The following is a 15,113-nucleotide window of genomic DNA, read 5'->3' on the forward strand; positions in this document are numbered from 1 at the left end:
GTCGCTCTCCGTCCGTCGCGGGCGCCCCCGGTCATGACCCTTCGATTCGCGTGGAGGACCACCCGAATGGCAAAGCTCATTGCTTTTGACGAGGAGGCCCGTCGCGGCCTCGAGCGGGGAATGAACACCCTCGCCGACGCCGTCAAGGTCACCCTTGGCCCCAAGGGCCGCAATGTCGTCCTGGAGAAGAAGTGGGGCGCACCCACGATCACCAATGACGGCGTGTCCATCGCCAAGGAGATCGAGCTCGACGACCCGTACGAAAAGATCGGGGCCGAGCTCGTCAAGGAAGTTGCGAAGAAGACCGACGACGTCGCCGGAGACGGCACGACGACGGCCACCGTGCTCGCCCAGGCGCTCGTGCGCGAGGGCCTGCGCAATGTCGCCGCCGGCGCCAACCCGATGGCCCTCAAGCGTGGCATCGAGAAGGCCGTCAACGCGGTCTCCGACGAGCTGCTCTCGATGGCCGTGGAGATCGAGACCAAGGAGCAGATCGCGGCCACGGCCTCCATCTCTGCTGCTGACCCCGAGATCGGCGCCAAGATCGCCGAGGCGATGGACAAGGTCGGCAAGGAAGGTGTCATCACCGTCGAGGAGAGCAACACCTTCGGTCTCGAGCTCGAGCTCACCGAGGGCATGCGCTTCGACAAGGGCTACATCTCCGGGTACTTCGTGACCGACACCGAGCGCATGGAGACCGTGCTCGAGGACCCCTATGTCCTCATCGCCAACTCCAAGATCGGTTCCATCAAGGACCTGCTCCCCGTCCTCGAGAAGGTCATGCAGGCCGGCAAGCCGCTGCTGATCATCGCCGAGGACCTCGAGGGCGAGGCACTGTCGACGCTGGTCGTCAACAAGCTCAAGGGCACCTTCAAGTCCGTCGCCGTCAAGGCTCCGGGCTTCGGTGACCGCCGCAAGGCCATGCTCGCCGACATCGCCATCCTCACCGGTGGCCAGGTCATCTCCGAGGAGGTCGGCCTCTCGCTCGAGACCGCCGAGCTCGACCTGCTGGGTCGCGCTCGCAAGGTCGTCGTCACCAAGGACGAGACGACCATCGTCGAGGGCGCTGGCGACCAGGACCAGATCGCTGGTCGGGTCAACCAGATCAAGGCCGAGATCGAGAACAGCGACTCGGACTACGACCGCGAGAAGCTCCAGGAGCGCCTCGCCAAGCTCGCCGGCGGCGTCGCCGTCATCCGCGCGGGTGCGGCCACCGAGGTCGAGCTCAAGGAGCGCAAGCACCGCATCGAGGACGCTGTCCGCAATGCGAAGGCTGCCGTCGAGGAGGGCATCGTCGCCGGTGGTGGCGTCGCGCTGCTGCAGGCGACCAAGGTGGCCTTCGAGAAGCTCTCGCTCGAGGGTGACGAGGCCACCGGCGCCAACATCGTGCGCGTCGCGGCCTCTGCTCCGCTGAAGCAGATCGCGACCAACGCCGGCCTCAACGGCGGCGTCGTGACCGAAAAGGTCGAGAACCTCCCCGCGGGCGAGGGTCTCAACGCGGCCACCGGCGAGTACGTCGACATGATCGCCGAAGGCATCATCGACCCCGCCAAGGTGACCCGCAGCGCGCTGCAGAACGCCGCGTCCATCGCGGCGCTCTTCCTCACCACCGAGGCCGTCATCGCCGACAAGCCGGAAAAGGCCTCTGCGGCCATGCCCGGTGGCGACGAGATGGGCGGCATGGGCGGCATGGGCTTCTGAGTCCCGTCGCTGCACGCAGTTCCTGACGAAGGGCGGTTCCCCCGATGGGGGAGCCGCCCTTCGGCGTAGCCTCCCTGCATGACGTCACCTCAAGAGCTGGCGGATCGGCTGGGTGCCACGGGCTACCTCGCCGACGAGGATCTGGCAACGGTCACCCATCTCGCCCGGGAGATGCAGCGCCCGCTGCTGCTCGAGGGCGCACCGGGCACGGGCAAGACGGCGTTGGCGCAGGCGCTCGCCGAGCTGGAGGGCGTGCCCCTCATCCGCCTGCAGTGCTACGAGGGGATCGACGCCTCGCAGGCCCTCTACGACTGGGACTTCCCGCGGCAGATCTTGCATCTGCGCACCCTGGAGACGTTGACGACGAAGGGGGAGCTCCTTCCCGACGAGGCCGAGCGGTCGCTCTTCGACGAGCGCTTCCTCCTCGAGCGGCCGGTGCTGCGCGCGCTGCGACACAGCCCGGCGGTCCTGCTCATCGACGAGATCGACCGCGCCGACGACGAGTTCGAGGCCTTCCTGCTCGAGGTGCTCTCGTCGTGGACCGTGAGCATCCCCGAGCTCGGGACGATCAGTGCTCCCGTGCCCCCCATGGTCGTCCTCACGTCCAACCGGACCCGTGAGCTGCACGACGCCCTCAAGCGGCGCTGCCTCTACCACTGGATCGACCACCCGGGTCTGGAGCGCGAGGTGGCAATCGTCCGCAGCCGGATCCCCGAGGTGACGCAGACGCTCGCCGCTCAGGTGGTCGGCGCCGTGCAGCATCTACGGGCTCTGGACCTCGTCAAGCCGCCGGGCGTCGCCGAGACACTCGACTGGGTGGCTGCGCTGCAGCGTCTGGGGGCCCAGGAGCTCGACCTGCAGACCGCGGCTCGCACCCTGGGCACGGTCATCAAGTACCGGGAGGACTCCGACCGCGTCCGCGACGCCCTGGACCGGGTGCTCGCGAGATGACCGCGACCTCGTCCAGCCCGCCCCGCGAGGTCGACGAGGTCCTCCTCGGGCTGGCGCACGCGGTGCGCGCGGCCGGCGTGGGCGTCACGCATGACCGCTCCACCGCCTTCCTCGAGGCCGCGGCGATCGTGGGGGCGGACGACCGCGAGGGCGTGCGCCGGGCGGGTCGGGCCACGCTGTGCGCCGGCCCGGAGGACCTGCTGCGCTTCGAGCAGGTCTTCGCGGAGTGGTTCGGGCAGACCGCCGTGCGTGCTCGACCGCACGCCCGCGAGCAGGACCGTACGACCATCTCCCCCTTGCCCGTGGACGACAGTGATCCGGGTCCGGGCGAAGGGAGCAGCGAGTCCGTGCACGTCGCGGCCAGCGACCAGGAGATCCTGCGGCACCGTGACGTGGCCACCCTCGACCCCGCGGACAAGGCTCTGCTGGACTCGCTCATCGCCGGTCTGCGGGCGCAGCTGCCCGTGCGGCGGAGCACTCGGCGCACCCCGTGGCGGCGCGGCGAGATCGATGTCCATCGGACCATGCGATCGATGTTGCGGCAGATGGGTGAGCCGAGCCGGATCGACCATCGACGTCGCGGCCTGCGGGCCCGCCGGGTCGTGGTGCTCGTCGACGTGTCGGGGTCGATGCGCCCATACGCCGACGCCCTGCTGCGTCTGGCGCACGTCCTGGCGCACGCTCGCGGCCCCGCGGGTGCCGGGTCGCCGACCCCCGTCGAGATCTTCACCCTGGGCACCCGACTGACCCGCATCACCGATGCCCTGCGCAGCCGCGACCCCGAGCGGGCGCTCGTACGAGCGGGGGAGCAGGTGCCGGACTGGTCAGGCGGGACCCGGCTCGGAGAGGTGCTGCGGGTCTTCCTCTCACGAGTCGGCACCAGGCACCTCCCGCGTGGCGCCGTGGTCGTCATCATCAGCGACGGCTGGGAGCGCGGCGACGGCAGCGAGCTGGCGGTGCAGCTGGCCCGGTTGCACCGACTGGCCCACCGCGTCGTCTGGGCCAACCCGCACCGCGGCAAGGCGGGGTATCGTCCGGTACAGACCGGCATCGTTGCTGCGCTGCCGCACGTGGACGCCTTCGTCGCCGGTCACTCGTTGCGTGCGTTCGAGGAGTTGCTGGAGGTGATCGCCGATGCGTGAGGTGCTGCCGGAGCTGCTGCAGTGGTGGGAGCAGGGACACTCCGTCGGGGTGGGGACGGTCGTCGCGACCTTCCGATCCGCTCCTCGCCCGCCCGGCGCCTCGATGCTGGTCGGCCCGGACGGCACCGCCGTGGGCTCGGTCTCCGGTGGCTGCGTCGAGGGCGCGGTCTACGAGCAGGCGCAGGAGGTGCTGGAGTCCGGCACCCCCGCATTCCAGAGGTACGGGATCTCCGACGACGACGCCATGTCGGTCGGGCTGACCTGCGGCGGGATCCTCGACGTGTGGGTCGAGCAGATGAGCCGCGAGACCTTCCCCGAGCTCGGCGAGGTCGCCGCCGACATCGAGGCCGGGCGGCCGGTGGCCGTCGCGACGGTCATCGAGCACCCCGACGCCCAGTGGCTGGGCCGCCGGATGATCATCCGACCCGACGAGGAGCTGCACGGGTCCCTCGGGTCACCGCGCGCCGACGCCGCAGTGCGCGACGACGCGCTCGGGCAGCTCTCAGCCGGCCACAACGCCACGCTCGGCTACGGAGCCGATGGCGAGCGTCGCGGCGAGGGCATGCGGGTCTTCATCTGGGCCTTCGCGCCCCCACCGCGGATGCTCGTCTTCGGGGCCATCGACTTCGCGGCGGCGGTGGCCAAGGTGGGGGCCTTCCTCGGGTACCGCGTCACCGTGTGCGATGCCCGCCCCGTCTTCGCGACCCACAGCCGCTTCCCGGCGGCGGACGAGGTCGTCGTCGACTGGCCGCACCGGTACCTGGCCGTTGAGCAGGAGGCCGGCCGGGTCGACGGGCGCACGGTCATCACGGTGCTGACGCACGACCCCAAGTTCGATGTGCCGCTCCTCGAGGTCGCGCTGCGTCTGCCCGAGGTGGGTTATGTCGGAGCGATGGGCTCACGTCGCACGCACGAGGACCGCGAGGAGCGGCTGCGCGAGGTCGGGGTGACCTCGACGGAGCTGGCGCGGCTGCGCAGCCCGATCGGGCTCGATCTGGGCGCCCGGACGCCGGAGGAGACCGCGATCAGCATCGCCGCCGAGTTCGTCGCGGACCGCTGGGGCGGCACGGGCGAGCGGCTGGCCGCTCGAGAGGGCCGGATCCACCACGCCCTCGAGGGCTGATGTCAAGGGGGTGACCCGGCCGAGGGCACTCGCTAGCATGAGCCAGATCACACTGTCGTGATCGACCTCAGGAGAGCCCCATGGCCAAGATCGAGCTCGTCGTCGACGGCGCAAGAGTCGCTGATGACGTTGAACCCCGCATGCTCCTCGTGCAGTACCTGCGCGAGAGCCTCGGCAAGACCGGCACGGTGGTCGGTTGTGACACCTCCAACTGCGGGGCCTGCACCGTCCACCTCGACGGCAGGAGCGTCAAGTCCTGCAACATCTTGGCCGTCCAGGCCGACGGGTGCGAGGTGACCACCATCGAGGGACTGGCCACCGACGGCGAGCTGCACCCCGTGCAGGCCGCCTTCCACGAGTGCCACGCGCTGCAGTGCGGGTACTGCACCCCGGGCATGATCATGCAGTCGGTCGACCTGCTGCGGGACAACCCCGACCCGAGCGAGGAGGAGATCCGCCTGGGTCTCGAGGGCAACCTCTGTCGCTGCACCGGGTACCACAACATCGTGCGAGCCGTGCAGACCGCGGCAGGCAGCTCCGAGACCGCGGGCGGCACCCGATGACCGCCGAGACCGTCGAGCAGACCAGCGAGCAGCCCGTCCGCGAGATCGGACGCGACCGCCGCCGCAAGGAGGACCAGCGGCTGATCACCGGTCGCACCCGCTGGACCGACAACATCGTCCTGCCGGGCATGCTGCACATGGCCATGGTGCGCAGCCCCTTCGCCCACGCGAGGATCACCGCCGTCGACACGAGCGAGGCCAAGGCCTCGACCAATGTCGTCGCCGTCTACTCCGGGGCCGACCTCGACGAGTCGGTCGGCGTCCTGATCAACGCCTGGCCGTTGTCCCCGGACCAGGTGACCCCGGTGCACCCGCCGATGCCGACCGACCGGGTGACCTTCGCCGGCGAGATCGTCGCCGTCATCGTCGCCCGCAGCGCAGCCGAGGCGCGTGACGCCGCCGAGCTGGTCGACGTCGACTACGAGGAGCTGCCCGCTGCCCTCGACCTCAAGGAGGCCGCCCAGGACACGGTCCTGGCGCACCCCGACCTGGGCACCAACAAGTCGGCGCTGTGGGTCTTCGACTCCGCCGAGGCGGGGACCGGGGGCGATGTCGAGGAAGCCATCGCCAAGGCTCGCGAGGACGGCGTCCTCATCGAGCGTGAGTACCGCCAGCAGCGGCTGATCCCCGCCTTCATGGAGCCGCGCTCGGTCGTCGTCGATCCGACCGGCGAGCAGCTGACCATGTGGACGGCGACCCAGATCCCGCACATCGTGCGTTTCGCCCTCGCGGCGACGACCGGCGTCCCGGAGTCCAAGATCCGGGTCATCGCCCCTGACGTCGGCGGCGGGTTCGGCGGCAAGCTGCAGGTGACCCCGGAGGAGTGGCTCGCCTGGTGGGTGGCCCGGCAGCTGGGCAAGCCCGTGAAGTACACCGAGACCCGCTCCGAGTCGCTCATGGCCGCCCACCACGGGCGCGACCAGTGGCAGCGGCTCACGCTCGCGGCCGACAAGGAGGGGCACGTCACCGGTCTCAAGGTCGACCTGCTCGCCGACCTGGGCTCCTACGTGGCCCTGATCGGCGGCGGGGTGCCTGTCCTGGGCGCCTTCATGTTCAACGCCATCTACAAGTTCCCGGCCTACCACTTCTCGATGCAGTCGGTCCTGACCAACAAGGCCTGGACCGATGCCTACCGCGGCGCCGGGCGTCCCGAGGCGACCTTCGGCATCGAGCGGATGATGGACGAGCTGGCCAACGAGCTCGGCGAGGACCCCTTGGTCGTCCGCGAGCGCAACTGGATCACGCACGAGGAATTCCCCTTCACCTCCGTCGCCGGTCTGGAGTACGACTCCGGCAACTACGAGGCCGCGACCGCGATGGCCAAGGAGATGTTCGGTTACGACGAGCTGCGCGAGGAGCAGCGCCAGCGGCGCGAGAGCAAGGACCCCGTGCAGCTCGGCATCGGGGTCTCGACCTTCACCGAGATGTGCGGCCTGGCACCCAGCCGGGTGCTCGGCAGCCTGGACTACGGCGCTGGCGGGTGGGAGCACGCCAGCGTCCGGATGCTCGCCACCGGCTCGGTCGAGGTCGTCGTCGGCGTGAGCGCCCACGGACAGGGGCACGAGACGGCCTTCAGCCAGATCGTCGCCGACCGGCTCGGTGTCCCCTTCGACAATGTCGAGATCCTGCACGGCGACACGCAGATCTCGCACAAGGGCCTCGACACCTACGGCTCGCGCTCGCTGGTCGTCGGTGGAGAGGCCGTGGTCAAGGCGGTGGACAAGGTCATCGACAAGGCGCGTCGCTACGCGGCACACATGCTCGAGGCCAACCCCGACGACCTGGAGTTCACCGACGGTCGCTTCGGGGTCACGGGCACGGACCAGTCCGTGGGCATCGCCGAGATCGCCTCGGCAGCCTTCGCCTCCCACGACTACCCGGACGACATCGAGCCGGGTATCGACGCCGACGCGACCTATGACCCGGTCAACTTCAACTACCCCCACGGCACCCACCTGTGTGCCGTGGAGATCGACACCGAGACCGGGCAGGTGACCCTGCGCAAGTACACCTGCGTCGACGACGTGGGGCAGGTGGTCAACCCGCTGATCGTCGAGGGACAGATCCACGGCGGTCTCGTCCAGGGCATCGCCCAGGCCTTGTGGGAGGAGGCCGTCTACGACGACGCGGGCACTCTCGTCAGCGGCAGCTTCGTCGACTACCTCGTGCCGACGGCGGCCGACACCATCAGCTTCGACACCGCCACGACCACGACCCTCGCGACGACCAACACGCTGGGGACCAAGGGCGTCGGCGAGGCGGGCACGATCGCCTCCACGCCGTGCATCGTCAACGGCGTGGTCGACGCGCTGCGGATCTTCGGCGTCGACGACGTGCAGATGCCCTGCACCCCGGAGCGGGTCTGGCAGGCGATCCGCTCCGGCTCCGAGGGCGAGAGCACGACGGGCGCGGCCGCCCCTCACTTCGACGAGGTGACGGGCACGCAGGGACAGACCGATCGCACGGCGGGTGCGGACGGGCCCACCGGCGGGTCAGCCGGTACCGATGCAGAAGGAGCAGGGCGATGATCCCGGCGAAGTTCGACTATGCGGCCCCGACCTCGGTCGAAGAAGCCCTCGGGCTCCTCGCCGAGCACGGTGACGAGGCCAAGGTGCTCGCTGGCGGGCAGTCCCTGCTGCCGGTGCTGCGGATGCGGCTCAACGCTCCGGAGATGGTCATCGACATCGGTCGGATCCCGTCGCTGCGCGGCATCAGCGACGACGGCGCGAGCATCACCATCGGTGCGATGACCCCGTACCACGAGATCCTGGCCGACGATCGCGTGCGCACCCGGTGCACGCTCCTGCACCAGGCGATCAGCGAGGTCGCGGACCCGCAGATCCGTCACCGCGGGACCCTCGGTGGGGCCCTCGTGCACGCCGACCCCGCGGGTGACTGCGGAGCGCCGATCCTGGCGATGGACGCCGAGCTGGTCATCACCGGCTCGTCGGGGGAGCGGGTCGTCGCGGCGGCCGACTTCTTCGAAGGGCTGTTCGACACCGCTGTCGGCGAGGACGAGCTGCTCACCGCCATCCGGGTCCCCGCCTATGACGGGTGGGGGTCCCATTACGAGAAGTTCGTCCGGGTCGCTCACCAGTGGCCCATCGTCGCGGTGGCCGCTCAGGTCAGGATGGAGGGCGGCTCGATCGCGGAGGCACGCATCGGTCTGACCAACATGGGATCGACAGCGGTCCGGGCCAGCGCCGTGGAGGCTGCGCTCGTCGGGACCTCACCCACGGCAGAGGGCGTGCGGGTGGCATGCGACCTGGCTGGCGAGGGGACCGACCCACCGTCGGACCTCAACGGTGACGCCGACTACCGCAAGCACCTGGCCACGGTGCTGACGAGACGTGCGGTCCTCGCGGCCGCCGGACGAGAGGACTGACATGCAGCTGACCCACACCTTCACCGTGCCGGCCGGCATCGAGCAGACGTGGGAGGCACTGGGCGACATCGAGTCCGTGGCCGGGTGCTTCCCCGGCGCCCAGGTGACCAGCGCCGACGAGACCTCCTTCGAGGGCACGGTCAAGGTCAAGCTCGGCCCGATCGCCCTCGTCTACAAGGGCAGCGGTGAGTTCGTCGACAAGGATGCCTCGGCCCACCGCATGGCGATCAAGGCCCTGGGCAAGGACAAGCGAGGCAATGGCACCGCGGGTGCAGATGTCGTCGCCACCATGACCGAGCTCGGGGCGTCGAGCACGCAGGTCGAGGTGGTCACCGACCTCAATGTCACCGGCAAGCCGGCGCAGTTCGGTCGTGGCGTCATGCAGGACGTCTCGGACAAGCTCCTCGGACAGTTCGTCGACTGCCTCGCGGGGCGGCTCGCTGCGCCCGCAGAGGCGGAGGCGCAGCCCCCGGCGGTGGCCACGCCGGAGGTTGCTCAGGAGACGGAGACGAGTACGTCGGCACCCGCCGCGGCGCCCACGGCGCCTCCGGCGGTCACGGCTCCGGCCACCACCCGGTCGGCGCCGAGCAGCTCCGGTTCCGCAGACGCGATCGACCTGGGGGCAACGGCGCTCCCGGTGCTGCTCAAGGCCTACGGCCCCCAGATCGCGGCAGGCGTGGGCGCGCTGGCGCTCCTGCTGTGCCTCCTGCGCCGCCGCCGCGACTGACCCCGAGCGGCCTCGCCCCCGGCCGGGGCCCGGATGCTCCCGGGACCCGGCCGGACGACTCCCAGACACGAGGGTGAGGATGGAGCGATGACCGCTTCATCCCCGCTCGTCCTCGGCCCCCTCCTGCGCTTCGTCGGCGAGCACGACGCCTCGATCTGGGTGGAGACGGCGGGCCCCGCAAAGGTCACCGTCGCTGCCGACGGCCGCGAGTGGCACGCAGCGAGCTTCGTCGTGGAGGACCACCACTACGCCCTGGTCCTGCTGGACGGGCTGGCCCCGGGCCGCACCTACGAGTACTCCGTGCACGTCGGCGCCGAGCACGTGTGGCCGCTCGCCGACTCCCCCTTCCCCGCCTCGACCATCGCGACCCTCGACCACGAGCGGCCGCCCCTCCTGGCCTTCGGTTCCTGCCGCACGAGCGTCCCGCACGACGCCGAGCACCACGACAGTCATGGCGTCGACGCGCTGCGGACCGTGGCCCTGGCGATCGCCAAGGGGGAGTTTCGCCGACCCGATGCGATCGCCATGCTCGGCGACCAGGTCTACGCAGACGAGACCAGCCCGCAGATGCGCGAGTTCATCGCCTCTCGCCGCAGCCTCGACGAGCCGCCGGGCGAGGAGATCAAGGACTACGCGGAGTACTCCCACCTCTATGAGCTGGCGTGGAGCGACCCGGCGATCCGTTGGGTGCTCTCGGTCGTGCCGAGCGCGATGATCTTCGACGACCACGACATCCGCGATGACTGGAACACGTCGTGGAGCTGGCACCAGGAGATCAACCAGACCTCGTGGTGGCACGAGCGCCTCATCGCCGGGCTGACGAGCTACTGGGTCCACCAGCACATCGGCAACCTCGCACCCGAGGAGCTCGCCCAGGACGAGATCTGGCAGCTCCTCGACGGAGCCGCCCCCGGCGAGGTCGATCTCACCCAGCCGCTGCGGAGCCTGTCCGATCGGGTCGATCGTCACCCCGAGACCTACCGGTGGAGCTACACCCGCGCCCTCGGAGGATCGCGACTGATCATGCTCGACTCGCGCGCCGCGCGGGTGCTCGAGCCCGACCGGCGCTCCATGCTCGACGATGACGAGCTCGCGTGGCTCGCCGACCAGATGACCGGCGACCTGGACCACCTGTTCATCGGGACCTCCGTCCCCTTCCTCCTCCCGCCGGGCCTCCACGACGCCGAGGCGATCAGTGAGTCCCTCGCCAGCCCGCACAGGTCCGGGCTGGTGCGTCGAGGGACCGAGGCGCTGCGCCAGATCGTCGACCTCGAGCACTGGGGTGCCTTCCAGTCCGGATTCGTCGAGGTCTTCGAGCTGGTCATGGCCGTCGCCCGCGGAGAGCGTGGCCACCCGCCGGCCACCGTCACCTTCCTCTCCGGCGATGTGCACCACTCCTATGTCGCGGAGGTGAGTGATCCCGCGTCTCATGGTGCGCGCAGCCGGATCGTGCAGGCCGTGTGCAGCCCGATCCGCAACCCGATGCCGCGGGGGATCCGCGTGCTCATGTCGCAGATGGCCAAGGGACTGGTCCGGCCGATGCGCCGGCTCGCCGTGAGGACGAAGGGGGTCCCGCACCTGCGCTACCCGTGGCAGCTGACGCAAGGACCGTGGTTCGACAACAACCTCGCGGTCGCCGAGGTGCACGACGGGCACCTCACCCTCAAGTGGGTCACCGGTGACGTCGTGGACGGCGATGACGCCCACCCGCGTCTGCGGGTCGTCTCCACCGTCGAGATCTGAGGGGAGCCCCCTTCGTCCCGCTCGGGCGGACCCGCCGTCGGCTCAGGGGGGATACCCCAGTGACCGGACCCCACCTGCGGCTCTAGATTTGTCGGCGACACGTCGCACACGACAACGGGAGCAGGGACCATGGGCACGCAGGTTGCCGCCAGCACGCACGAGCTGCGCAAGGTGTACGGCAAGGGTGAGGCCAGCGTGGCTGCCCTCGCCGGCATCGACCTCGACATCGGCGCAGGGCAGTTCACGGCGATCATGGGACCCTCGGGCTCCGGCAAGTCGACGCTCATGCACTGCCTCGCCGGGTTGGACTCCGTGACCGGGGGGCGCGCCCTCATCGGTGACACCGACATCACCGCGCTGAAGGAAAAGGACCTCACGCGGCTGCGTCGCGATCGGATCGGCTTCATCTTCCAGGCCTTCAACCTCATCCCGACCCTCACTGCGGAGGAAAACATCCTCCTGCCGCTCGCCATCGCCGGACGGACGGCGGACCCTGAGTGGTTCGACCTCGTCATCGACACCGTCGGGCTGCGCGACCGCCTGCGCCACCGGCCCAACGAGCTGTCCGGTGGGCAGCAGCAGCGCGTCGCCTGCGCGCGGGCGCTGGTGTCCAAGCCGTCGATCATCTTCGCCGACGAGCCGACCGGCAACCTCGACTCCACGTCGGGCGCCGAGGTGCTGGGCTTCCTGCGGCGCAGCGTGGACGAGTTCGACCAGACCATCGTCATGGTCACCCACGACCCGGTGGCCGCGAGTCACACCGATCGCGTGCTGTTCCTCGCCGACGGCCGCATCGTCGACGAGCTGTGGGAGCCGGAGCGCGAGAGCGTCCTGGAGCGGATGGTCGCCCTGAGCAACGGGGCTCACTGATGCTCAAGGCCACTCTCAAGAGTCTGCTGGCGCGCAAGGCGCGCCTGCTCATGAGCGCGTTGGCGATCGTCCTCGGGACGGCCTTCGTCGCTGGGTCGCTCATCTTCACCGACACCCTCGGACGCACCTTCGACGGGATCATGGACGGCACCGTCGGTGACGTCGTCGTCCAGGCCGAGCAGACCGATGACTTCGGCGGGTCCGGGGGCGCACGCATCTCGTCGACGGTGATCGACGAGATGGCTGGCCTGCCCGGTGCCGCACGGGCCGACGGGAGCGTCGACGCCTTCGGCGTCTTCGTCGTCGGAAGCAACGGCAAGGTCGTCGGTGGTCAGGGCGCACCCGCACTGGCCTTCAACTACAACGACGCCCCCAACCAGCTGGGGGAGAAGCCGCTCGCGATCGTCGACGGGCGCGCCCCCGAGCGCACCGGTGAGGTCGTCATCGACACCAAGACCGCGGAGCGCGCCGGCTACGTGGTCGGGGACGAGATCCCCCTCGTCACGACCGGCAAGGTCCCGGAGATCACGGCCGAGCTCGTCGGCACGATGACCTTCGGCGAAGGGGGCATGGCCGGCGCGTCGATCTCCGTCTTCGACACCGCGACGATGCAGAAGTACTTCATGGACGGCAAGGACGAGTACTCCTCCGTGTGGGTCACCGCCAAGGACGGCGTGAGCCAGGAGGAGCTGCGCAGCCAGGCGGAGCCGCTCGCGCCGGAGGGGTTTACGGTCTGGACCGGCCAGGGCCTCGCGGACGAAAACCAGGATGACGTCCAGCAGGCGTTGGGTTTCATCACGACCTTCTTGCTCGTCTTCGCCGGCATCGCCCTCTTTGTCGGGTCCTTCCTGATCATCAACACCTTCAGCATCCTCGTCGCCCAGCGCGGCCGCGAGCTGGCCCTGCTGCGGGCGATCGGTGCGTCCAAGCGCCAGGTCGTGCGGTCGGTGCTGATCGAGGCCTTCATCGTCGGCGTCGTCGGTGCCACCCTCGGACTCCTGCTGGGGGTGCTGCTCGCACTGGGCATCCAGAGGCTCTTTGCGACCATCGGCCTCGACCTGTCCGGCAGCGGCCTCGTCTTCAGCCCGCGCACGGTGATCGCTGCCTACGCGGTGGGCATCATCATCACGATGCTCGCAGCCTGGGTGCCGGCCCGCCGGGCAGGCTCGGTCCCGCCCGTCGCCGCGATGCGCGACTCGATCGACACCGGGATCGGGCATCACCCAATCCGGCGGGCGCTCGAGGTCGCCGTGCTCGTCGGGGGCGCCGTGGCCTTCCTCGTCGGTCTCTTCCTCGTCGACTCGCGCGAGCTGTGGTGGATCGGTGCAGGCATCGTCGGGCTCGTCCTCGGGACGGCCTTCCTCGCCCCCTTCGTCGGACGTCCGTTGATCAGCGGGCTCGGCTGGGCCTATCGCAAGCTCTTCGGCAGCGTCGGACGGATGGCTGAGCAAAACTCGGTGCGCAACCCGGGACGCACCGCCGCGACGGCCTCGGCGCTGATGATCGGCATGACGCTCGTGGCGCTCATGGGCGTGGTCGCGTCGAGTGCGACCGCCAGCATCGACAAGCAGATCGAGGAGACCTTCCGCGCTGACTACATCCTGAGCAACGCGGTCGGGCAACCCTTCTCCTCCACGGTGGCCACGCAGGTCGCCGAGGTCGACGGGGTGCGCGAGGTCTCCCCGGTGCGCTTCGTCAGCGCCCAGGTGGACGGCGGACGCCTCTTCGTCACCGCGATCGACCCGAGCAGCTTCCCCGAGGTCGAGCAGATCGAGCCGACATCGGGGACGGCTGACCTCGACGCCGACTCGGTGATGCTCTCGACCAAGCACGAGGGTGGACGAGAGGTGGGCAGCACGGTCGAGGTGGCGATGGGCTCCTCGACGAAGGAGCTCACGGTCGTGGGCTTCTACGACGAGATCCAGGCGATCGGCTCGCCCGACGTGCTGATGTCGGTCGAGACCGTCGATGCGATGGGTGGGGCAGCCGCTGACAACTGGGCCTTCATCTTCGTCGACAGTGGTGCCGACAAGGCGAGCGTCCAGTCCGGGATCGAAAAGGTCGTCGACAAGCAGCCGCTCGTCACCCTCAAGGACCAGCAGGGCTATGCCGACGAGCAGCGGGCGAGCATCAACCAGATCCTCTACCTGATCTATGCCCTGCTCGGACTGGCGATCGTGATTGCCGTGCTCGGCATCGTCAACACCCTCGGGCTGTCCGTCATGGAGCGCACCCGCGAGGTCGGTCTGCTGAGAGCGGTGGGCCTGTCCCGGGCCCAGCTGCGCCGGATGATCACTCTCGAGTCGGTGACCATCGCCCTCCTCGGCGCGGTGCTGGGCATCGTCCTAGGGGTCATCGCCGGCGTGGCGATCCAGCGCTCGCTGGTCGAGGACGGCATCACCGAGCTGGCGATCCCGTGGCTGCAGATGGTCGTCTTCGTGGTCCTCGCCGGGATCATCGGGGTGCTGGCGGCCCTGCTACCGGCCCGGCGAGCCGCGCGCATGGATGTCCTGCAGGCGATCTCCACGGAGTGAACCGGTGGCGTTGGTGAGGGGCGAGGACCGAGTCATGGTCCTCGCCCCTCATCACGTCGTCAGCGCCCCGGACGCATCGAGCTCTTGACCGAGGTCTCCGAGGTGTCATAGGTCTGACTCGCGTCATTGAGCGCCCGCCCGATCTCGTCGAGGCTCTCCTTGACCGTGCGCTGGGTCGCGCGCCAGTCGTTGATGAGGTCCTGGAAGGACGTCGAGGCATCCCCCTGCCAGTCGTTCTGCAGGGAGAGCAGGCGGCTCATCATGCTCGCCACGGTGGTCTCGACGTCCTCGGAGATCCGGGCGACATCGGACGCGCTGCTGGCGACCTGCGCGGTGTCGACGGTGAAAGTGGCCATGGTGGTTCCCCTTTGTGC

General features: G+C 69.6%; 12 protein-coding genes. 11 read left to right on the forward strand and 1 reads right to left on the reverse strand.

All coding sequences use genetic code 11. The features are described from left to right. Positions 1–66: 66 nt before the first annotated feature. The 11 genes from groL (at position 67) to JLI01S_RS10780 (ending at position 14,739) form a co-directional block, all read left to right on the forward strand. On the forward strand, positions 67–1,701 hold the full coding sequence (gene groL / locus JLI01S_RS10730) for a chaperonin GroEL (protein WP_068264313.1): 1,635 nt from the start codon (positions 67–69) through the stop codon (positions 1,699–1,701). 78 nt (positions 1,702–1,779) lie between these two features. After that, on the forward strand, positions 1,780–2,652 hold the full coding sequence (locus tag JLI01S_RS10735) for an AAA family ATPase (RefSeq protein ID WP_068264315.1): 873 nt from the start codon (positions 1,780–1,782) through the stop codon (positions 2,650–2,652). Beyond that, positions 2,649–3,794, forward strand: coding sequence for a vWA domain-containing protein (locus JLI01S_RS10740; RefSeq protein WP_068264317.1), 1,146 nt, complete (start codon positions 2,649–2,651; stop codon positions 3,792–3,794). Before JLI01S_RS10735 ends, JLI01S_RS10740 begins: the two co-directional genes overlap by 4 nt. Further along, positions 3,787–4,917 carry an XdhC family protein gene (locus JLI01S_RS10745; protein ID WP_068264322.1) on the forward strand — a complete coding sequence of 377 codons (1,131 nt, stop codon included), beginning with the start codon at positions 3,787–3,789 and terminating at the stop codon, positions 4,915–4,917. Before JLI01S_RS10740 ends, JLI01S_RS10745 begins: the two co-directional genes overlap by 8 nt. Positions 4,918–4,997: 80 nt before the next feature. Then, the gene (locus JLI01S_RS10750) at positions 4,998–5,480 is read left to right on the forward strand and encodes a (2Fe-2S)-binding protein (protein ID WP_068264323.1); all 483 of its coding nucleotides are present in this window, start codon (positions 4,998–5,000) and stop codon (positions 5,478–5,480) included. Then, the gene (locus JLI01S_RS10755) at positions 5,477–8,008 is read left to right on the forward strand and encodes a xanthine dehydrogenase family protein molybdopterin-binding subunit (protein WP_068264325.1); all 2,532 of its coding nucleotides are present in this window, start codon (positions 5,477–5,479) and stop codon (positions 8,006–8,008) included. The genes JLI01S_RS10750 and JLI01S_RS10755 overlap by 4 nt, the downstream gene beginning before the upstream one ends. Then, the gene (locus tag JLI01S_RS10760) at positions 8,005–8,865 is read left to right on the forward strand and encodes an FAD binding domain-containing protein (RefSeq protein ID WP_068264327.1); all 861 of its coding nucleotides are present in this window, start codon (positions 8,005–8,007) and stop codon (positions 8,863–8,865) included. The genes JLI01S_RS10755 and JLI01S_RS10760 overlap by 4 nt, the downstream gene beginning before the upstream one ends. A gap of 1 nt (position 8,866) precedes the next feature. Continuing rightward, the gene (locus JLI01S_RS10765) at positions 8,867–9,592 is read left to right on the forward strand and encodes an SRPBCC family protein (protein WP_068264328.1); all 726 of its coding nucleotides are present in this window, start codon (positions 8,867–8,869) and stop codon (positions 9,590–9,592) included. An 87-nt stretch (positions 9,593–9,679) separates the two neighbouring features. After that, positions 9,680–11,335 (forward strand): alkaline phosphatase D family protein, encoded by a 1,656-nt coding sequence (locus JLI01S_RS10770; protein WP_068264332.1) that lies wholly within the window; start codon positions 9,680–9,682, stop codon positions 11,333–11,335. 129 nt (positions 11,336–11,464) lie between these two features. After that, positions 11,465–12,205 (forward strand): ABC transporter ATP-binding protein, encoded by a 741-nt coding sequence (locus tag JLI01S_RS10775; protein WP_068264334.1) that lies wholly within the window; start codon positions 11,465–11,467, stop codon positions 12,203–12,205. Next, positions 12,205–14,739, forward strand: coding sequence for an ABC transporter permease (locus JLI01S_RS10780; protein WP_068264336.1), 2,535 nt, complete (start codon positions 12,205–12,207; stop codon positions 14,737–14,739). The genes JLI01S_RS10775 and JLI01S_RS10780 overlap by 1 nt, the downstream gene beginning before the upstream one ends. A 59-nt stretch (positions 14,740–14,798) precedes the next feature. On the opposite strand, the gene JLI01S_RS10785 is transcribed toward JLI01S_RS10780, so the two are convergent. After that, positions 14,799–15,095: a WXG100 family type VII secretion target gene (locus JLI01S_RS10785; RefSeq protein ID WP_068264338.1), complete on the reverse strand. Its 297-nt coding sequence runs from the start codon at positions 15,093–15,095 to the stop codon at positions 14,799–14,801. Positions 15,096–15,113 lie beyond the last annotated feature (18 nt).

This window comes from Janibacter limosus NBRC 16128 (assembly GCF_001570985.1).
Classification (GTDB): Bacteria; Actinomycetota; Actinomycetes; order Actinomycetales; family Dermatophilaceae; genus Janibacter; species Janibacter limosus.

Coding starts and splice junctions, on each gene's coding strand:
- JLI01S_RS10765 (WP_068264328.1), top strand. CDS start 8,867: ATGCAGCTGACCCACACCTTCACCGTGCCGGCCGGCATCGAGCAGACG.
- JLI01S_RS10740 (WP_068264317.1), top strand. CDS start 2,649: ATGACCGCGACCTCGTCCAGCCCGCCCCGCGAGGTCGACGAGGTCCTC.
- JLI01S_RS10750 (WP_068264323.1), top strand. CDS start 4,998: ATGGCCAAGATCGAGCTCGTCGTCGACGGCGCAAGAGTCGCTGATGAC.
- JLI01S_RS10735 (WP_068264315.1), top strand. CDS start 1,780: ATGACGTCACCTCAAGAGCTGGCGGATCGGCTGGGTGCCACGGGCTAC.
- JLI01S_RS10775 (WP_068264334.1), top strand. CDS start 11,465: ATGGGCACGCAGGTTGCCGCCAGCACGCACGAGCTGCGCAAGGTGTAC.
- JLI01S_RS10755 (WP_068264325.1), top strand. CDS start 5,477: ATGACCGCCGAGACCGTCGAGCAGACCAGCGAGCAGCCCGTCCGCGAG.
- JLI01S_RS10745 (WP_068264322.1), top strand. CDS start 3,787: ATGCGTGAGGTGCTGCCGGAGCTGCTGCAGTGGTGGGAGCAGGGACAC.
- JLI01S_RS10760 (WP_068264327.1), top strand. CDS start 8,005: ATGATCCCGGCGAAGTTCGACTATGCGGCCCCGACCTCGGTCGAAGAA.
- groL (WP_068264313.1), top strand. CDS start 67: ATGGCAAAGCTCATTGCTTTTGACGAGGAGGCCCGTCGCGGCCTCGAG.
- JLI01S_RS10770 (WP_068264332.1), top strand. CDS start 9,680: ATGACCGCTTCATCCCCGCTCGTCCTCGGCCCCCTCCTGCGCTTCGTC.
- JLI01S_RS10785 (WP_068264338.1), bottom strand. CDS start 15,095: ATGGCCACTTTCACCGTCGACACCGCGCAGGTCGCCAGCAGCGCGTCC.
- JLI01S_RS10780 (WP_068264336.1), top strand. CDS start 12,205: ATGCTCAAGGCCACTCTCAAGAGTCTGCTGGCGCGCAAGGCGCGCCTG.